This is a genomic window from Pseudoalteromonas sp. Angola-7 (assembly GCF_028599255.1).
GTDB classification, from domain to species: domain Bacteria; phylum Pseudomonadota; class Gammaproteobacteria; order Enterobacterales; family Alteromonadaceae; genus Pseudoalteromonas; species Pseudoalteromonas atlantica.
On record NZ_JAQREL010000022.1, the window covers coordinates 21,297 to 41,616 of the forward strand.

A 20,320-nucleotide genomic window follows, 5' to 3' on the forward strand; every position below is an offset into this window, starting at 1 on the left:
GTTAGCAAGCTTACCATTTATTGCTTCTGCTCTTCTTGCACGGCGAATTAAATCATTTACCAATTCACTTTTATTTGTGTAATCCCCCCACGTTTTCAACGTAATTACGAAGCCATAAATCATTCTGTTCAGTAAGTGAAATACTTTGCCTTGCCATAATATGTTCCTATAACTTTAAGCTGGTGCAGTTTTACTCCAGCATGAAAAATACGCAATTAAACTTTTATCTTTTCCTTGAGCCTTTGCTCTCGCTCCCCTAAAATAGCGCCCTGCAAAATTACTGAGGTCGGCCGTGTTAGTTAATTACAATCCCCCAATGAGTCCGTATTTAACAATACTGCACCAAGATGACGACTTGCTCATCGTTAATAAACCCAGCGAACTTTTAACCGTCCCAGGTAAAGATCCAAAACATGCCGATAGCTTAATTAATCGCGTTAACCGTGTTTTTCCTACAGCTAAAATAGTGCACCGCCTAGATATGGCAACCTCGGGCATACTTTGCCTTGCTATGAATAAGGCAGCTCATAGGCATTTAAGTATGCAGTTTCAAGAACGTGAAACTGCAAAACGCTATATTGCACGTGTTTACGGCCAACTTGAGCAAGATACCGGATCGGTTGATTTGCCACTTATCTGTGATTGGCCTAATCGCCCTAAGCAAATGGTTGATTATGAAAACGGTAAGCCCTCGCTAACCCACTTTAAAATACTTACACGAGAAGCGGGCGCAACACGTGTAGAGCTCACGCCAATTACGGGGCGCTCGCACCAATTACGCGTGCACATGCTAAGCCTTGGCCACCCAATACTGGGCGATAGACTTTATGCCCATAAAGAGGCCCTAGCCGCGGCGCCACGTTTACAACTACATGCGCAAATGTTGCAACTAAAACACCCCGTGACCGAGCAAGTGCTGACCTTTGAGGTAGAGCCCGACTTTTAATAGGTAAAGCCCACAAAGTTAGTACTAAACTTTTACCTTATCGCGCCGATACTTAGTTATTACTCACGTTTTGGGCTTACTATGATATCTGCGCAGCTAATCAAAAAAACGCTACAAAGTGTATGTTGTTGCTCTGCGTTATGCTTAAACGCATATGCCAGTGCTGCAGAGCATATAGCCCCACCTTCTTTATCAAGTATCGAAAATAGCGATATAAAACGTCTACTACCCAATGATGAAGTTAAACCCATACTTGCTGGTGATACAGAGTTTTTAAGTTTGTATAGCGAATACATGAGCCGCGATTTTAGAGGTATTGTATTACTCATCCCTGATTGGAATTCTACCCCCACCAGCAATGCTGGCATGAGTTACCTGCGAAAAGAGCTTACTAATTTAGGTTACACAACCTACGCCATGACAGTACCCGATATAGATTGGCAAGCAAGTAACATGGCTGCACAAGCAGCTGCCCAATCAAGTACGCAAGCGAAAAATGAAGATCCAACAAAAACGGCGCAAAGTAACAACGACGGTGCTGTTACAACGGCTCAAGAGCCACACTTTGTTAATGCCATTGATTTGGTGAGTAATGAGGTACTAAGCAATTATAAAACTAATTTAATAATGCGTTATGAGGCGCTCTATCAAAACGCGATGAGCGAGCCAAATAATATTGTCGTCATAGCACAAGGTACCAGTGCGGGAGTATTGCTAGAATACTATGCCGATTTTCCTGACTCGCGAATAGATGCGTTTATAAGCTTAAGTAGTTATTTACCTAATACACAGCGCAATAAAGGTTTAGCGCAAACCACATCGCTGGTGACCCCCGCCTTGCTTGATATTTACTATGCAAATGACAATACCGATATACTTATGAGCCTTAAAAACCGCCAGCGCTGGGTAAATCGAAATGCTAAATTTGATTACCGCCAGCGCCAACTCTTTGGCCTGCGCGATGCGCCAGAACAGCATGCACGGTTAACTAAAGTGATAGACGGTTTTTTACGCCGCCTTTTTTAAATACTCGTAAGCCGCTTGAATATCTTGGCTTTTTTTAACTGCTACTTCCATCATGTGTTTAGGCAGCCCTTGAGATACTAATTTATCAGGGTGATGCTGCGCCATTAATTTACGATACGCTACTTTAATATCTCGTTGCGTCGCGTCACTACTTAACCCTAATAAAGCCAAGGCCTGTGAGCGGTTCATGCTGTTATTAGGGGGCACATGATGACCAGAACCTTCACGGTAACTGCTACTTTGACCTTGCTGCTGTTGTCTATACTGTTGCTGCTGCTGTCTAAAACTAAATTCAGCTTGGTAACGCTTAAGAATAAAAGCAAAATGAGTTTTAGAAATACCTAATTGCTTACTTACCTCTTGTAACAGCTGTTTTTCTTGCTCTGCGAGCACGCCATCAGAAAACGCCATTTGAATTTGAATTTCTAAAAACAGTTGCAGTAAGTCGTAACGTTTTGCAAAGCGTTCTTTAAAGTCGTGTACTGTTTCTTTAATCGAAAAGTCGCTGTCTTTACCTGATTGAAATGCATGCTGAGCTTCGCGGCGCTCATCGCCCTTTAGCCCCATTTCATCCATAAACATACTTGCCGCTTTTATATGCACCTCGCTTACGCGACCGTTCGACTTTGCAATATGCCCCATAACCGCAAAGCAGCTCGAAAAAAACAACGCTTGGCGCTCGTTTACATCATCACCTTTAAACAAACCTGAAAAGCCCCCGGCTTTATCAAAATCGTTTTTTAAGCTTTTATCAAATAAATGGCCGAGGTATAAACCTAAAATGGCACCAAAAATTTTGCCAAACATAAAGCCAAAACAAAAACCGAGTATTTTTCCCCACATCTAATTAACTGCCTCTATTAAAGTATGTTTTGTATGCGCTCGTTGAGCTGCGCGAGTCGCTGTGGTGTGCCGATATCGTCCCACTGACCAATATAAAGCTCAGTTGAGATAACCTGTTGGGCGAGCTTTTCTCGCAATATTGGCCCAAGCGGGCGTATGCCAGGCTCTAAACCTTTAAAAAAATTAGCGTGGTAACGGCTAATTCCCGAAAATGTATACTTTTGACTCTCAGCCGATAAGTGACTTAACGCAAAATCCCCTTTTTCGTTATGCGGTGGATTTTCTACTAACACTATGTGGGCCTCGCCGTCTTGCAGGTGCAATTGTGTAAGCGCATTCACATCGTAATCTGTGTATACATCGCCATTAATTACAATAAATTGCTCACCTAGTAATGGCAGCGCCTGAATAATTCCGCCTGCGGTTTCAAGGCCGCCCTCAGCCTCTTGGCTATATACAATGCGCACACCAAACTCAGCACCATTTTTAAAATAGCTTTTTATTTTATCCCCTTGCCAAGCTAGGTTTATAACAATGTTAGTAATGCCAGCGGCTTTAAGGTTATTAATATGGTGCTCAATCAGCGGTTTACCCGCCACTTTTAGCATAGGTTTAGGCATAGCTTGTGTAAGCGGCATCATTCGCTGGCCGCGCCCGGCTGCTAAAATCATGGCTTTCATGTGCGCTCCTTAGCTAATTTTAGTGTTACCTGCGGTATTACAGCGCTACTTACCCACTCACTTAAGGCTGCAAGCTCTGGATAGGTTTTAGCAACATCAACAATGTAATCCAACGTCGGTAAAATATTATCAAGGTAGCCGGTTTTACCATCGCGTAAATAGAGCCGGCAAAATATTCCCGCTGCCTTTAAATGGCGCTGAATACCCGTTAAATCAAACCACTGTTTAAACTGCTCAAAAGAAGTATCTGTTATTAATTTTTGCGCTGTAAATTCTTCATAGCCGTACTCAAGCAGCTGATTAAGCTGTGCTTGTGGCAACTTAAAGTAGCAATCACGTAGCAGCGACACTAAGTCATAACACAGCGGCCCGCGCACGGCATCTTGGTAATCTATAATTGCCCACTGCTCATTGCTATACATAATATTACGGCTGTGATAATCACGATGAACCGTGACCGTAGGCTGCGCTAGCATAGCGTTCGTTAATAGCTCACAGCTTTGCTGCCAAAGCGTTTGTTGCTCAGTACTCAATTTTAAGCCAATAAAATCAGTAACCAGCCATTGGCTAAAAATATTCAGCTCAAGGTGAATAAATTCTTTATTATAATTTTGCATAGCTGCTGATTCAGGGGTTTTGGCCCAGCTTGCCGCTAAACGGATTAATTGCTTGTAATATTCATCTCTATTTGGCTCATCGAGCTTATCGGCTAAGTGTGTATTTCCTAAGTCACTTAACACAAAAAAGCCTTGTTCTTCATCGCTTGCAATTATTTCAGGCAATAAAAAGCCGTTGTCGGTGAATACTTTATTAAGAGAGATATACGGAGCGTTATTTACTTTTTGTGGGTCGGAGTCCATCACAATAAACGCTTTTCCGGCACAGCTTAAACGGTAATAACGGCGAAAGCTGGCATCCCCAGTAATGGCTACTAAGGAGTGTGGTTTAGCATCAAAGTACGTATTTATAAATAGTTGTAAATTATCAAAGCGTGTCATTATATAAGATGTCTATTTTTATAGGTCAATTACTGTATTTGCCATTGTTTTCCTTTATTATGTCTAGCTTATAATAAACCAAAGAGCATTAAGGTCGATAAATGAGCAAAACCTGGGGCATATTGATGCTAGGCGTAATTAGCGCACCATCGCTTGCCGAAACTGAACTGGCACACAATTTATGTGGCATTTCAATGCAAACCAGAGCTTGGCAACCTCTACCAAATTTAGCGGTAGGATCGGTTGATATACAAGCTGACGATGTAGAGCTCCTAGGCACACAAAGCGCTGAATTTACCGGCAATGTTGATATTAACACCCTTGATATGAGTTTGTCCGCACAAACTGCGCTTATAGATAAACAGCGCGGTTTACTTAATGCAACAGGCCCTATTACTTATCAAGACCGTGTAAGCCAAGTAAACAGCTCAGGTTTAAATGCCGATTTAAATAATTCAGAAATAAGCCTACTAGGTGCCGATTACAGCTTAACAGCGCAACAAGGTAAAGGTGGCGCCGAAAAACTCACTGTCAACGAGTCTGGCTTATTGTTAATGAATGCAAGCTTTACTACTTGCCCAAGCGATACACCAGTGTGGGAAATAGAAGCCGACGAAATTAATCTCTCTCGTGAAGAAGGCTGGGGCGAAACCTATAACGCCGTTTTACGTATTCTTGATACCCCCGTTTTATATTTACCTTATTTCACGTTTCCGCTGGATGAGCGACGCAAGTCGGGCTTATTAACACCAAGCATTTCAAGCTCCGACCGTTATGGCCTTGAAACTGTTACACCTTATTATTGGAATATTGCGCCTAATTTTGACGCCACTATTACACCACGTTATATGTCGCGCAAAGGCTTACAATTGCAAACCGAGTTTAGATACCTGAGCGAGCAACATGAAGGCTTAGTCGGTATTGAATATTTAGATAGCGATGATTCGGAGCCAAGCCTTGATGAGCGCTATATGTTTCATTGGCAGCAACAAAGCTATTTAAGTGAAGACTGGCGCGCCAATATTGATGTAACTAACGTCAGTGATGACAACTACATCACCGATTTAAGCTCTAATTACGCAAATAAAACCGATACCCAACTTTATCGCACCGGCTCTGTGACTCACCTTGGCGACACATGGCGTACCGATATTAAATTTCAAAATTTTGAAGTGCTGGGCGATCACTTAGAGTCGTATGCCGCGGTTCCACAAATTAGCTTTACACAAACCGCCCCATGGCGTTTTGATAACTTTGACTTTAGTTTGTCGGGTGAAGTAAGCCACTTTACCAACGAATCTTCAGAAATTGCCATAGACAGTGCTACCCGTGTACACGTAGAGCCAAAAGCGCGCTTTAACTACGCAACACATGCGTGGTCGTTTCTCTCAGAAGTGAGCTTATTACAAACTAACTACAAACAAAGTGGTAATTTAACGGGCACTCAATATAGCGATAGCGTTTCGCGTACCTTGCCAAAAGTACGTTTGTACTCGCAGCTTAACTTTGAACGTGACACCTCGACCTTTTTTGAAGATGGCATTCAAACTCTTGAGCCACAAATACAGTATTTATATACCCCTAATAAGGATCAATCTGAGATAGGCCTGTTTGACACCACTCGCCTACAGGATGACTTTTTTGGCCTATTTAGAGATACGCGCTTTTCGGGTGTAGACCGTATAGCCGCAGCTAACCAATTTACGTTAGGTGCAACAACACGCTTATTTGATAATAAACACGAAGAAGTGTTTAACTTTAGCGCGGGTCAAATTTTTTACCTAAACGACTCGGCTAAACCTACCGAGCAAGATTTAGACTCAGAGACAAACTACAACGCCCTTTTTGCAGCGCAAACAATGCTACATTGGCACCGCCGTTGGTACCTCTCAGCGGGTATGCAATACGACACAGATGGTAAGCAAATGATCCAGTCAAATGTCACCCTCGATTACAAAGGTGACAATAATGAGCTAGTTCAATTGAACCATCGCTATGCAAATGATGTCTCAGGAAATACAATCGAGCAAACGGGTGTATTTACAAGTATCCCAATTAGTGATCAGTGGCAATTTATTGCAAGCTACCACCGGGACCTTGAAAATAATCGAAGCATCGAATTTTTAAGCGGATTACAGTATGAGTCATGCTGTTGGGCAATCCAAATTACTGGTCACCGTCAGATTGAAACCGATTTAAATCATTCTATCGGGCAGCAACAAGCCACTTTTGATTCAGGTATTAGTTTAAACTTTGTATTAAAAGGGCTTGGCAGTAAGAGCCGTTACGATGCACAAAAATTATTACAACAAGGTATTTTTGGCTACCGTAGACCGTATTTTCTTAATAATTAAGGCAAACGAGCAATTAAGGTGATACTTTAAAGCCCTAAAATGCAGTACGCCCTGTTTTAAAGCAGTACTATTAGAAGAGTAGTAAAAAGAATATGAATTTAAAAAAACTATTATCAACAGCTATTTTAAGCTTAAGCTTATGCCATGGCGCATTTGCCGCCCCACAGGAAATCGACAAAGTAATTGGTGTTGTAAACCAAGGCGTAATTTTAAAAAGTGAAGTAGACACCATAATTAATCGTGTTAAAAAGCAAGCCGCAGAGCAAGGCCAACAACTTCCTAAAGACGAAACGCTTCGCGTACAAGCCGTTGAGCGTTTAGTTAACCAAACGCTTATGATGCAAATGGCTGAACGTATGGGCCTTGAAATTTCAGACAGCCAGTTAGACCAAACACTCGCAAATATGGCAAAAGATCAAGGCGGCAGCATTGCCGATCTTCGTCGTACCATTGAAGCCGCTGGCGAGAGCTTTCAAGCCTACCGCGAAGAAATTCGTAAAGAAATCACCACCCAACAGGTTACCCGTGCCAATGTAGATCGTCGAATCTATATTAGCCAACAAGAGGTAGATAACCTGTTAAAAATAATGGAAAGCCAAGGTCAAAACTCTGAAGAGTATGATATTGGCCACATCCTTATTGATATTCCTAACGATGCAACAGCAGATGAAATCACCAGTGCGAAAACCCGTGCTGACAAAGTTATTGAGCTATTAAACGATGGCCAAGAGTTTAAACGCATCGCTATTTCATCATCAGGTGGCTCAAAAGCGCTTGAAGGCGGACAACTCGGTTATATGGGTATCAACGAAATGCCTTCGTTATTTGCCGAAGCTGTAAAAGGTCAAAAGAAAGGCGCTATTGTTGGCCCGCTTCGCTCGGGTGCTGGCTTTCACATAATTAAGGTGCAAGATGTACGTGGTCGCCAATTAGTAGAAACCACAGAAGTACGCTCACGCCATATTCTTATTAAGCCTTCAATTATTTTAAGTGAAGAAAAAGCACGTAGCATGCTAGCAGGATTTGCCAAAGATTTACGCGCAGGAAAAGCAGACTTTGCTGAGCTTGCTAAAGAATACTCAGAAGATCCAGGCTCAGCCCTTAAAGGCGGTGAGTATGATTGGACTGACCCTACAACGTATGTACCGGCGTTTAAAGATACTTTGTTATCACTTGATAAAAATCAAATTAGTGAACCATTTAGAACACAATTTGGTTGGCACATAGTACAACTTTTAGATAAACGTGTAGCAGATAAAACCGAGCTAGCTAAACGTAACCGTGCGCACGGCATGTTGTTTAATCGTAAATTTAAAGAGGAAAGTTTTAACTGGCAGCAAGAAATGCGCGAACAAGCCCATGTTGAAATTTTCCCTATAGACGAGTAATTATGACATTACGAATTGCAATTACCCCGGGTGAACCTGCGGGGATTGGCCCTGACTTGCTGCTGCAATTAGCTCAGCAACCATGGCAAGCTCAACTGGTCGCTATCGCCGACAAACAGTTATTAAAAGAACGCGCTCAACACTTGGGCCTTAATATTGAGCTAATTGATTTTGATGAAAATGCCCCTGCAGCTAAAGCGCCTGCAGGTAGCATTTATATTCACCAAGTAGATTTAGGCACTGACGTTAAGCTAGGTGAACTAGACGACTTAAACGGCCAATACGTGCTTGATACCTTACGTATTGCCAGCGAAAAAAATATGGACGGTACCTTTGATGCCGTTGTCACGGGCCCTGTTCACAAAGGGATTATTAATAAAGCCGGTATTTCCTTTAGTGGCCACACGGAGTACTTTGCTCAGCAATCGGGCACCTCTGATGTCGTAATGATGCTAGCAACTGAAGGCTTGCGTGTTGCCCTAGTAACAACGCATATACCACTGGCTTATGTATCGCGTGCAATTACACAAGAGCGCTTAACCAAAGTTATTAGTATTTTAAACCACGACTTACAAACTAAGTTTGGTATTGAGCAACCAAAAATTTTAGTGTGTGGATTAAACCCCCATGCCGGCGAAGACGGTCATTTAGGCACTGAAGAAATAGAAACAATTTCACCTACGCTTGAGCTCTTAAACAGCCAAGGCATGAATTTAATTGGTCCGCTTCCTGCCGATACCCTATTTCAGGATAAATACCTCTCTCAAGCCGATGCCGTGCTTGCTATGTATCACGATCAGGGTTTACCTGTGCTAAAATACAAGGGATTTGGTAACTCGGTAAATATAACCTTAGGTTTACCATTTATCCGCACTTCGGTTGATCACGGTACTGCGCTTGATTTAGCAGGCACCGGTGACGCTGAAGTTGGCAGTTTTGAATTAGCGATCCGCGAAGCAATTAAGCTCGCCCATGAAAAAGCACAGAATCAATGACCGATAAAGTACATTTAGGACACCGCGCCCGTAAACGTTTTGGGCAAAACTTTTTATTTGATGAATCTATCATTGATAAAATAGTGACTGCAATCGATCCTAAACCACAAGACAACCTAGTAGAGATTGGCCCAGGTTTAGGCGCAATTACCGAGCCTGTTGCCGATTTAAGCGGCCAACTTACTGTTGTTGAGCTAGATAAAGACTTAGCTCAGCGTTTAATTGAGCACCCTTTTTTAGGTCCTAAATTAAACGTAAACCAAGGCGATGCAATGAAGTTTGACTTTGCAAGCCTAGTACGCGATGACAAAAAATTAAAAGTGTTTGGTAACCTGCCTTACAATATTTCTACGCCATTACTGTTTCATCTTTTTGAGTTTGCTGATCATATTGAGCACATGCACTTTATGCTGCAAAAAGAAGTAGTAAAACGTATGGTTGCAGGCCCAGGCAGCAAAACCTTTGGCCGTTTGAGTGTGATGACGCAATACTACTGCCACGCAATGCCCGTGGTTGAGGTACCGCCAGAGTGTTTTAAACCAGCACCTAAAGTAGACTCTGCGGTTATTCGTCTGATCCCTAAAAAAGCCGAGCAACGTACCGCTAAAAGCGTGAAAATTTTAAACACCGTGTGTTTAGAAGCCTTTAACCAACGCCGTAAAACATTGCGTAACAGCTTAGGCAACTTACTCACCGCAGATGAGCTTACCAGCATTGGTATTGATATTACTTTGCGTGCTGAAAGCCTAACGTTACAACAATTTATTGATATAGCTAATTGGATTTATGACAACAAGCAGTAATATTGGCTCTCCTGTAAAAGTCTCTGTAGAGACTTTTTATGTTGAAGGGCAATCTCAGCCTGAGCTAGAAAAGTACGTTTTTGCCTACTCAGTGACAATTAAAAACCACAGTCTTTGCAGCGCTACACTTTTAAGCCGTTATTGGTTGATCACCGATGCCAATGGTAAAGAAGTTGAAGTAGAGGGCGAAGGCGTTGTGGGCGAAACCCCCGTTATAGGCCCAGGCGAAGCTTATAAATACACCAGTGGCGCAATATTAGACACCCCTGTTGGCACCATGCAGGGACACTACACACTGCGCAATGAGTTTGGCTCTGAGTTTGAAGCACCTATAAGCGTATTTCGTTTAGCGTGCCCTAACATTTTACATTAGTAAAAAGCGCCATGGCTGATTACGCAATTGGTGATTTACAAGGCTGCTTTAAAGAGTTTAGCCGCTTGCTCAAACGGGTTGACTTTAACCCAAGCAAAGATCACCTTTATTTAGTGGGCGATATCGTCGCACGTGGGCCGGACTCCCTAGCCTGCCTAGATTATATTTATCGCCATCAAGACAGCATGAGTGTTACTTTAGGCAATCATGATTTACACATGGTTGCCTGTCACTATCTTAATAAGCCAATCAACCCCAAAGATAAACTCGGTGCTATTTTTGATAGTAAAAAGCTTCCTCACTATATCGCCTATTTGCAAACTCAGCCGCTTGCTATTTATTTAGCACAGCACCGCAGCTTTATATCGCATGCAGGGCTTAACCCTAATTGGTCTATAGAAAGCGCACTTAAACACGCACAGTTTGCTCAGCGTTGTTATCAATCGGCAAATGCTAAGCACTTTTTTGAAAAAATGTATCAGCCCCACCCCGCTATATGGCATGACGATTTAAACGAATTTGATAAGTTTAGATACATTGTTAACTACTTTACCCGCATGCGCTTTTTAACCAGCAACAACACGTTAGAGCTTAGTGCGAAAGGCGCAATTAGCGATAATAAAACGTTAACAGCCTGGTTTACTCACCCTAATATAAAAGCATTAGAAAACAACCTTATATTTGGCCATTGGGCCGCTCTTGAAGGGGTTACTCAGCTCAATCACATACATGCGCTCGATACCGGATGCGTATGGGGCGGTGCTTTAACGATGATGGACTTGCAAACTAAGCAAAAAATAGTAGAAAAGCCGACGCTTTTATCTAAATAAACTGTAAAACCCCAGCACATATGTTAAATTTAAATTAATAGATATTAATTGCTTAACTTATTGGTTAAAAAGCCGATAAGATGTGATTGAAGTACTTTAATTGGAAATCCATATGAATCTGACAGTAAGCCAACGAATTTGGTGTGGTTTTATATTTATCACCTTATTACTCATAATCATTGGTGGTAACTCTTTAATAAAAATTGCGAGCATTGACCGCTCTACCCAACAGGTAAACCAGTTATCACTGCCCGCGCTTAATAAAAGTTCAGAACTACAAGCTGAATTTATTTTAATGAGTAAAGCAGCCCAAGCTAGTTTTTATACCACCTCAAGCGCACAGCTCACCCCTATAAAACAAAAAGTACTTGAGCAAAAAGACAAATTCAACTCGCTGCACGCCGACCTTCAACGTGTTGTAAAAAATGATGCATCACTGAGTCAAAAAAGCCAAGCTGTAGAAAAAACCTACTTAAGCTTTTTAGGTACGGTCGAAAACCTATTAGCTGATAAAGATAAACAACTAGCACTTAATAAAACCCTCACAGCACAGCTTGAAACAATTGAGATTGCAGCTGAAGATGCCAATTCAGTCGTGCTTGATATCACAGATATTACTAACTTTGAGCAAAATCACCCACGCGCTTACCAAGCCGCCAATAACTTAGAAAACAACTTTATGTCTGTGGTGAGTAACAGTACCGATATGCTCACGGTTAAGACGACAAACACCTTAGATATTGTAAAAAATGAGCAAGCTTATTACCTTGACGAAGTAATTCGTACTTTAACGTTAATAAAGCCAGCTATAGAGCAAGATAACAACGACCTATACAGTGATTTACAAGCATACGTTGATACGCTGATAGAAAATATCAGCGGTAATAATAGCCTAGCGGCCAATAAGCAGCGCCTTATTGACGCTATCGCACTTACCGAAAAAGAACTTGCCCAATCAGAGCAAGCGACCACTATGGCACTGTCGCAAATTGATGATTTAGTAACACAAGCAAGTACTGTAGCTTACAAATTACAAGAAGGTGTTCGCGAGGATGTAGACTCAGCGACGCTCTGGACATGGGCAGGTATGATCATCGCAACGTTAATTGCAATTGCAATTGCGATTCTTACCGTTAATAGAATCACTAAGCCACTGGCTGAGGTTAATCGGATTTTAGATATTGTTGCCAGCGGTGATATGACCCAACGCTTAGATGACTCTGCAAAAGATGAATTTGGCGAGCTATCAAAAAGCTGTAACACCCTTATAGATAGCCTACGTAGCTTAATTAAGGGCATTATTTCACGCTCAACTCAATTAGCAGCGGCGTCTGAGCAAACATCGGCCATTACCGGTGAGTCAAGCCAAGCTATCCGTAACCAACAAGCACAAGTAGAGCAAGCGGCAACAGCCACAACCGAAATGAGCAGCACGTCGCAAACAGTAAGCAACAGCGCACAGCAGGCACTTAACGAAATTAAAAATGCCGATAAAGAAGCTGAACGTGTAAAAGGTATATCTCATCAAAACAAAGCCACTATTGAGCAACTTGCTCGCGAGGTGGACGATGCATCAGGTGTTATTAATAAGCTTCATCAAGACAGCGCATCTATAGGCAGTATTTTAGATGTAATACGCGGCATTGCAGAGCAAACCAACCTATTAGCACTTAACGCTGCAATTGAAGCAGCACGTGCCGGTGAATATGGCCGAGGTTTTGCGGTAGTAGCGGATGAAGTACGCTCATTGGCAAGCAAAACGCAAGAGTCGACCCAAGAGATACAATCTATGATTGAATCGCTTCAAAGTGGCGCAGAAGCGGCTGTAACAGCAATGGATAAAGGTAAACAGCAAGCAGAATCATGTGTTGAACAAAGCGACTTAGCAAGCAGCGCATTAGACTCAATTACACTTGCCGTATCGCAAGCACACGATGTAAGTGAAGAAATCTCTACCGCTGCTCAAGAGCAACAACAAGTATCACAAGAAATTAGTGAACGTTTAGAATCTATTGTAGCCATAGCCGAGCAAACAGCTGAGGGTGCAAATCAAACAAATATTTCAAGCTCAGAAGTAGCCAAACTTGCTGAAGAGCTAAGAATATCGGTAGAAAACTTTAAAGTGTAATGTACACCTAACAACAGTAAATTAACGCAATAAAAAAACCCGATACTGTTACTCAGTATCGGGTTTTTTATTTACTTGTTTTAACACTTAGCGAGAAGCACGCTGGCGATTGCCGCCCACTTTAGGCTTAGTGTTAGCCTTTTTAAATTGGCTAAACCCAGTATGGCGCGTTAAGGCTGGGCGCCCTCCTTTACCTTTACCAGCGCCTTTATGTGCTTTTTCATCACGGCCTTCTTCTGGCACTAAGCAATTTGGGCCTTTACCAATTAAATTGGCTTTCCCCATACTACGCAGTGCATCGCGGATCATTGGCCAACCCGATGGATCGTGATAACGCAATATTGCTTTGTGTAAGCGACGTTGGCGCGCTCCTTTTGGCACGGGTACTTGCTCTTTGTTGTTTTTAATATTACGCAACGAGTTCATTTCTGTATGGTAAATGGTGGTTGCATTGGCCATAGGCGACGGGTAAAAGTTTTGTACTTGGTCTAACTTAAAGTCGTTAGATTTAAGCCACAATGCCATATTAACCATGTCTTCGTCTTTGGTACCTGGGTGCGCTGAAATAAAGTACGGTATTAAGTACTGCTTTTTACCCGCTTCTTTTGAGTACTTATCAAATAGTTCTTTAAATTGATCGTAAGCACCCATGCCCGGCTTCATCATTTTAGACAAAGGGCCATCTTCTGTGTGCTCAGGGGCAATTTTTAAATAGCCACCCACATGATGCGTCACCAACTCTTTTACATAGCGAGGGTCTTGTACGGCTAGATCGTAACGAACGCCTGAGGCGATCAAAATCTTTTTAATGCCTTTCACTTCACGGGCTTTTTTGTATAAATCGATAGTAGGTGTATGGTCTGTATCCATGTGCTTACATATATCAGGGTAAACACATGAAAGTCGTCTACAGGTACTTTCTGCTTTTTTGCTCGTACAGCGTAATTTATACATGTTGGCCGTTGGGCCACCTAAATCAGAAATAACACCGGTAAAACCAGGTACTTTATCTCTAATTTGTTCTATTTCATCAATAATCGACTCTTGCGAGCGACTTTGAATAATACGTCCTTCATGCTCGGTAATAGAGCAGAACGAACAGCCACCAAAACAGCCACGCATAATATTAACCGACGTTTTAATCATATCGTAGGCTGGTATTTTTGCATCACCATAACTTGGGTGCGGTATACGCTGATAAGGCAAACCAAATACATCATCCATCTCATGGGTTTCGAGCGGAAATGCCGGCGGGTTAACCCAAATAGAGCGATCGCCATGGCGCTGAAATAACGCACGAGCACAACCTGGATTGGTCTCTTGGTGCAAAATGCGCGAGGCATGAGCATAAAGCGGTTTATTAACGCTTACTTGCTCAAATGCAGGCAGTTTAACGTATGTTTTTTCCCACGGTTTAGGGCGCGCAGGCTGAATGGTAATGGGTTTAGCGGCCTCGGCTTTTAAATCAATACCGGCTTGCTTAAACTCTGATTTACTACACCCAACATCATCAGCCCCATAGGGGTTTGGGATAGGATCAATTTTGCCTATTTTATCAATCGCTGTTGAATCACTTCCGCGCCAGCCCGGTATTGGCTCTTTACGAATAACCGCTGTACCACGAATATCCTGAATTGTATCCATAGTTTCGCCAGCGGCTATACGGTGGGCTACTTCCACCAGCGGGCGCTCTGCATTACCATAAATAAGGATGTCGGCTTTGGCATCAAATAAAATACTACGGCGTACTTTTTCTTGCCAGTAGTCGTAATGAGCAATACGGCGCAAGCTTGCTTCAATACCACCAATAACAATAGGCACACCTTTGTAGGCTTCGCGTAAGCGCTGAGAGTAAATCATCACCGCACGGTCAGGGCGCTTACCACCCACATTACCTGGTGTATAGGCATCGTCATGGCGCATTCGTTTTTCTGCCGTGTAGCGGTTGATCATCGAATCCATGTTGCCGGCTGTTACACCAAAAAATAAGTTTGGTTTACCAAGCCCCATAAAGGCATCTTTTGATTGCCAATCTGGCTGAGCAATTATACCCACTCTAAAGCCTTGCGCTTCAAGTACACGGCCAATTACCGCCATACCAAAACTAGGGTGATCAACATAGGCATCGCCGCTAATAATTATAATGTCGCAGCTATCCCAGCCAAGAGCGTCCATTTCTTCGCGAGTGGTAGGTAAAAATGGGGCGGTGCCATAACATTCAGCCCAATATTTGGGGTATGAAAATAGCGCGCGTTCAGCTTTAAGGGAGCTCATAGTTTTGGCCGTAGAATAACAAAAGGCGCGAATTATATCCTAATACATTGCTTATTTATACAACATTACCTAGAGATATCGCGCCTACTGTAAAGTCTGTTGATATTAAGTTTTTTTATTTCGCTCTTTAATAAACTCTAAAAGTTCATGCTCAGGCATTGGCTTAGCGTACATAAAACCTTGTACTTCATCACACCCTAAGTTTTTCAAAAACTCTGCCTGCTGCTGTGTTTCTACACCTTCAGCAATTGTTTTTAATCCTAGTTTGGCACCAAGCGACACCACTAAAGCAGCAATAGCACCGGTATCGTTATCGGGTAAATCTTTTACAAATGCGCGGTCTATTTTAAGCCTATCAAGCGGTAAACTTTGTAAGTAACTTAACGAAGAAAAGCCCGTTCCAAAATCATCAATCGCCACTTCTACGCCTAATTCTTTTAACTCTTTTAGGGTATTGATCACGGTTTCTAATTCATCCATTACCACGCTTTCAGTCACTTCTAACTCTATATTGCAGGGTTTAACATCGTACTTTTGTAAGGTGTTTTTTACTGTTGTAGCGTAGCCTTTAACCTTAAATTGCGGCACAGATACATTTACAGCAATGCAAATTTCTTCACCGAGTGCCTCTAAGCGTTTTTGCTGTTGGCAAGCTTGTTCTAAAACCCATTGGCCAATATCAACAATTAAACCGGCATCCTCTGCTAAAGGCACAAACACCGCAGGAGATATAAACGAGCCATCTTCTGATGGCCAGCGCAGCAATGCTTCACAGCCAATCAAAGACAAATCATCGAGTGAAAGCTGAGGCTGATACCACACTTGGAGCTTTTGCCGAGCAAAGTCATGACGTAACTGCCTAATAATACCTAAGCGCCAAGCCATTTTGTCTTGCATATCAATATCGTAGTAAATACCCTCTTTGCATTTAAGCTTTTTAGCTTGGTTTAATGCAATATAGGCAACTTTTAGTGTATCTAACCCAGTACTTTGAAAGTCTTGCTGCTGACATAAACCAATTCTAAAATCGACAGGCAAAATATGCTCGCCAGCACTAAAAGGCACACTTAGCACGTCGTTAAATTGTTCAAGGTCAAACTCCGTTTGGCGAATAATAAAGCCAAATACATCTGCGCCAATACGCGACAATAACTTTGCGTCTGGGTAAGCATCTTTAAGCCGCTTTACAATCTCAATTAACAAATGATTGCCAATTTCTTGTCCTAAGCCATTGTTAATATCTGCAAAACCAATCACATCAATTAATACAAAAACGTAGTCATTAACGTGTGGTTTTTGATAACGCACCACCCGCTCAATAAAATTAGTACGATTAGAAATACCGGTCAGTACATCTTTGTAGGCCGCATCTCTTAGCTTTACAAACAGCCTTACGTTATCAAGGGCTACACTCACATTAGTAAGAAAAATCTCTGCAAATTGCAGCTGCGCATCACTCGGTTTATGCTCGCACTCTAAATAAATAGCAGCCTGGCGGTGCTTACTTTTAACAATAAAAGTTACGCTCGAATCAGTTTGGCAATGCTGAGCCGACTCAAAACACTGATCTACTTGTTCAAGCGCAACGCTATCAACATTAGCAAGCTTTTCACCAAAGTAGCTCTCATAATGACCACTACCACCCAATACTTGAATAAAATTATCGCCATCTAGCTTACTGCATACCAACCCAACTTGTTGACACTCTAAAATAATGCCCAAGTGTTTAATAATCTCTTTGCACAACACTTTAATATCGGTAAGCCCTAAAATAGACTTTGAAGCCGAAACAATGGTGTTCATCGCATCACTTTGATACTCAAGTTGGCATACTTGCTCGTACGAGCGAATAGCGGTAATTAAAGAAGTTACTAATTTAGAACGAGTTAACTCTGTTTTTGTTTTATAGTCGTTAATGTCATATTCGCGAATTACTTTTTCTTCTGGGGTGTTGCCCGCTTGGCCGGTTCGTAAAATAATTCGCACATGCTGATTGTTAAGCTCTTCGCGTACGCGTTTTACAACTTGCAAACCCGCATCATCAGACTCCATCACTACATCTAAAAAAATAACGGAAATTGTATTATTGTTTTTGAGTATTTCGATGGCTTCGCTGCCAGAGTACGCATCGTGAAAACGCAGCCCTGCCCCCCAAAACTCTACGCCCGATAACGCAAGCTTAGTCACTGAATGTATTTCAGGATCGTCATCAACGATCAAAACATCCCAGAAATCAGATAATTCTTGGGTTATTTCTTCTTCGCTGTCTGGCGCTAAAAATAAAAAATCGCTTTGCTCTGACGACATTATCTACCCTTTATCAGTTTTAATACTTATATAAGCTCATACCTATGTGCTAAAAATATATTTTTGGTTTATAGGCTAATTCATACTATAGTCGATTAATAAAAAGTTGTTATATTTCAAACTAAAAAACTCGTAAAAGGTGTGCCTATTAAATTTTTTAAAATCCTTATAAAAACGCTCTTATTGTTAGTTTTAGTGGCTATTTTGATTGGTTTAACCCTGCCGCAAAATTACAGCGTAAATAAAAACATACAAATAAATGCCAATGTAGCGACCGTTAAATCGCTGGTGTCTGACTTTAGCCTTTGGCATACATGGTCGCCCTGGGGGAAAGTAGATCCGTCTATCACTTTTACTTTAGGCGAACCTAGTCGCGGCATAGGCGCGCATCAATCGTGGCAAAGCGACTGGGGGTATGGAGAAATGACCATTACTTCGCTTTCGCAAAATAAAATGACCTTTAATGCACTTTTAAAAAATGAGCATATTATTGAAGGTGAAATTACATTTACCGAAGTAGAAGGTGTGGTAAATGTAACGTGTAATATTAATGGCCAAACCAATACCCCGCTAATTTCGGGTTATCTATCAATTTTTAGCGAGTATGTATTAAGCAATACAGTGTCACTTGGCTTAAATAACTTACAAACAGTGGCGCAATTACGCGACCAAAAAACACAGCTGGATAACGATGACAGTAAAATCAGCCCAAGCGAGAATTAACCTCGCCAATATAATTGAGTCTTTACTTGGCTACCCCGTAAAAAAAATAACCACAAATACTGGGCAACCAAGTACAGATCAAAGTTACGGCTCTAAAGGCGATCTAAACCCGCTTTATCACATAAATAGCGATAACCCTATTTTAGCGCGCGCCCAAAAGCGCCAAGATTTACTGCTTATAAAACAGCAGCAAAATATAGAAACCATTTTAGCTAAAGCAATGGGATTTTGCCCCGATGTGGCAAGCAATAAGCAACCAGATGCCGACTGGATAGAACGCTTTATTGCCCTATGTGAAGACACCTCAAATGAATCGATGCAAACACTGTGGGCTAAAATTTTAACTGGCGAGACCCTCAACCCCGGTACATTTTCTATAAAAAGCTTACAAACACTCAAGCATATGACTCAACGCGAAGCTGATGCATTACAAAAGTGTGTATCGCTGAGTAGCTACAACGCTAAAGACGACAGTCACTTTATTTTATTAGGGTTTTATAAAAAGCCTTCGCTTTTCGACTTACTACGAAAAGGCAATAAGGTATCGCTTAATTTAGGAAAAACGGGGATCAGCTTTCCTGATATTTTAACGCTAATGGATCTTAATTTACTCTACAGAAAAGAAATAGAATCGGCGGTATTAAAAGCAGGCCAAGAGCTCACCCTGTCGTTTTTATCGCAAAAAGTGACGTTAAAAGCTAAAAGCAGTGACTTAGTATTAAGCTATTACAAGTTTACCCAAACTGGCGATGAGCTTTCTAAGCTTATAAATTACCCTGTAAATAAGGTGTATAAGCAATTAATTAATAATGCATTGGAGGGAGAATTTGATTTAACGTGGCATGTTAATAAATAACACACCACGCTGTAAGCTCACTAATTAAAAGTGAACTTGAATACCCGCAAATGGGCCTGATGCGTCAATATCGGTATTAATATCATCAACATCATCTAGCTCTAAGGTCATTGAGCGGTAACCTGCTTTAATAGCTACATCTACCGCTAGGTTATCAATAAGTTCATACGCTACGCCTACTTGGTAGTCTTGTACTTTACTATCGTCGATAGCCAAAAAGCTGCCTTCAAAAAACACACTTAAACCCGTAAATGGTAAGCCTGCTTCAGCACGGCCATACGCAAGTGGCACAAAGCCCGAAAAATCTTTAGTCTCAGAGAAGTTAGTGCCACCTTGTTGAGTGGTACCAGTTACAACAATGTCACCGTCAAACTGCTTTGCGTTTAAACCTAAATCAATTGAAATTAAATCGTTATCAAAAATTTCGTAATAAAGAATGTAATCAATGTGAGTTAAATCACTTAATGTATTTGCAGTTGTACCAACTACGTAATCTGAGCCATTAAAGCTAAACGTATCAGTAAGGGTTGCTGAGCCATTAAGCTCAAGCTCAGTGTATTTAAGCTTTAGGTTAGGAACTAATGGCACTGGGTGCTCTAGTGCCGCGTAGTAGCTAATAAAGGTTTCGTCTTCAAAATTAAAATCTTGTGGTGCGTTATCTTTGTAAGAAAACTGACCGTCGTTATCTGACTGCCAGCCATCAACACCTACATATAAACCTAATAGAGTGTCTGCCTGTGCTGCAGGGGCTAAACATGCCATTGAAAGGGCAGCTGCTAAACAATACTTTTTCATT

General features: G+C 41.7%; 17 protein-coding genes. 11 read left to right on the forward strand and 6 right to left on the reverse strand.

What is annotated here, in order from left to right; translation table 11 throughout:
• Positions 1-292 precede the first annotated feature (292 nt).
• Both rluA and PSH50_RS20100 read left to right on the forward strand, forming a co-directional pair.
• A complete protein-coding gene (gene rluA, locus PSH50_RS20095) occupies positions 293-946 on the forward strand; it encodes a bifunctional tRNA pseudouridine(32) synthase/23S rRNA pseudouridine(746) synthase RluA (protein ID WP_096739103.1) in 654 nt (217 codons plus the stop codon).
• An 81-nt stretch (positions 947-1,027) separates the two neighbouring features.
• Entirely contained in the window at positions 1,028-1,972 is a 945-nt protein-coding gene (locus tag PSH50_RS20100; protein ID WP_273586735.1) for a DUF3530 family protein, read from the forward strand.
• On the opposite strand, the gene djlA is transcribed toward PSH50_RS20100, so the two are convergent.
• The 3 genes from djlA to PSH50_RS20115 are packed head-to-tail and all read right to left on the reverse strand — an operon-like array spanning position 1,955 to position 4,493.
• Complete coding sequence (gene djlA / locus PSH50_RS20105) at positions 1,955-2,815, reverse strand: co-chaperone DjlA (RefSeq protein WP_029773301.1); 861 nt, start codon at positions 2,813-2,815, stop codon at positions 1,955-1,957. The genes PSH50_RS20100 and djlA overlap by 18 nt on opposite strands.
• Positions 2,816-2,832: 17 nt before the next feature.
• Positions 2,833-3,495, reverse strand: coding sequence for an N-acetylmuramate alpha-1-phosphate uridylyltransferase MurU (murU, locus tag PSH50_RS20110; protein ID WP_273602736.1), 663 nt, complete (start codon positions 3,493-3,495; stop codon positions 2,833-2,835).
• The gene (locus PSH50_RS20115) at positions 3,492-4,493 is read right to left on the reverse strand and encodes an aminoglycoside phosphotransferase family protein (protein ID WP_273610006.1); all 1,002 of its coding nucleotides are present in this window, start codon (positions 4,491-4,493) and stop codon (positions 3,492-3,494) included. The genes murU and PSH50_RS20115 overlap by 4 nt, the downstream gene beginning before the upstream one ends.
• 101 nt (positions 4,494-4,594) lie before the next feature.
• On the opposite strand from PSH50_RS20115, the gene lptD reads away from it, so the two are divergent.
• From lptD to PSH50_RS20150, 7 genes are all read left to right on the forward strand, one after another.
• A complete protein-coding gene (gene lptD / locus PSH50_RS20120; protein WP_029773298.1) occupies positions 4,595-6,847 on the forward strand; it encodes an LPS assembly protein LptD in 2,253 nt (750 codons plus the stop codon).
• A gap of 92 nt (positions 6,848-6,939) precedes the next feature.
• Positions 6,940-8,235, forward strand: coding sequence for a peptidylprolyl isomerase SurA (gene surA / locus PSH50_RS20125; RefSeq protein ID WP_004585858.1), 1,296 nt, complete (start codon positions 6,940-6,942; stop codon positions 8,233-8,235).
• 2 nt (positions 8,236-8,237) lie between these two features.
• Positions 8,238-9,230 (forward strand): 4-hydroxythreonine-4-phosphate dehydrogenase PdxA, encoded by a 993-nt coding sequence (gene pdxA / locus PSH50_RS20130; protein ID WP_029773297.1) that lies wholly within the window; start codon positions 8,238-8,240, stop codon positions 9,228-9,230.
• Entirely contained in the window at positions 9,227-10,033 is an 807-nt protein-coding gene (gene rsmA / locus PSH50_RS20135) for a 16S rRNA (adenine(1518)-N(6)/adenine(1519)-N(6))-dimethyltransferase RsmA (RefSeq protein ID WP_004585856.1), read from the forward strand. Before pdxA ends, rsmA begins: the two co-directional genes overlap by 4 nt.
• A complete protein-coding gene (gene apaG / locus PSH50_RS20140; RefSeq protein ID WP_273586730.1) occupies positions 10,017-10,406 on the forward strand; it encodes a Co2+/Mg2+ efflux protein ApaG in 390 nt (129 codons plus the stop codon). Before rsmA ends, apaG begins: the two co-directional genes overlap by 17 nt.
• 11 nt (positions 10,407-10,417) lie before the next feature.
• Positions 10,418-11,236 carry a symmetrical bis(5'-nucleosyl)-tetraphosphatase gene (locus PSH50_RS20145; RefSeq protein WP_273586729.1) on the forward strand — a complete coding sequence of 273 codons (819 nt, stop codon included), beginning with the start codon at positions 10,418-10,420 and terminating at the stop codon, positions 11,234-11,236.
• Positions 11,237-11,348: 112 nt separating this feature from the next.
• A complete protein-coding gene (locus PSH50_RS20150) occupies positions 11,349-13,364 on the forward strand; it encodes a methyl-accepting chemotaxis protein (protein ID WP_004585853.1) in 2,016 nt (671 codons plus the stop codon).
• Between the two features lie 87 nt (positions 13,365-13,451).
• On the opposite strand, the gene PSH50_RS20155 is transcribed toward PSH50_RS20150, so the two are convergent.
• Positions 13,452-15,638, reverse strand: coding sequence for a YgiQ family radical SAM protein (locus PSH50_RS20155; protein WP_024031514.1), 2,187 nt, complete (start codon positions 15,636-15,638; stop codon positions 13,452-13,454).
• A gap of 105 nt (positions 15,639-15,743) precedes the next feature.
• Positions 15,744-17,945, reverse strand: coding sequence for an EAL domain-containing protein (locus PSH50_RS20160; protein ID WP_273586728.1), 2,202 nt, complete (start codon positions 17,943-17,945; stop codon positions 15,744-15,746).
• 141 nt (positions 17,946-18,086) lie between these two features.
• Here PSH50_RS20160 and PSH50_RS20165 point away from each other — a divergent pair, with 141 nt between their 5' ends.
• Both PSH50_RS20165 and PSH50_RS20170 read left to right on the forward strand, forming a co-directional pair.
• Complete coding sequence (locus PSH50_RS20165; protein ID WP_004585850.1) at positions 18,087-18,668, forward strand: SRPBCC family protein; 582 nt, start codon at positions 18,087-18,089, stop codon at positions 18,666-18,668.
• Entirely contained in the window at positions 18,637-19,524 is an 888-nt protein-coding gene (locus PSH50_RS20170; protein WP_064385742.1) for a TIGR03899 family protein, read from the forward strand. Before PSH50_RS20165 ends, PSH50_RS20170 begins: the two co-directional genes overlap by 32 nt.
• Positions 19,525-19,548: 24 nt before the next feature.
• Here PSH50_RS20170 and PSH50_RS20175 read toward each other — a convergent pair whose 3' ends face one another.
• Positions 19,549-20,319: a TIGR04219 family outer membrane beta-barrel protein gene (locus PSH50_RS20175; RefSeq protein WP_004585848.1), complete on the reverse strand. Its 771-nt coding sequence runs from the start codon at positions 20,317-20,319 to the stop codon at positions 19,549-19,551.
• Between the last annotated feature and the right edge of the window lies 1 nt (position 20,320).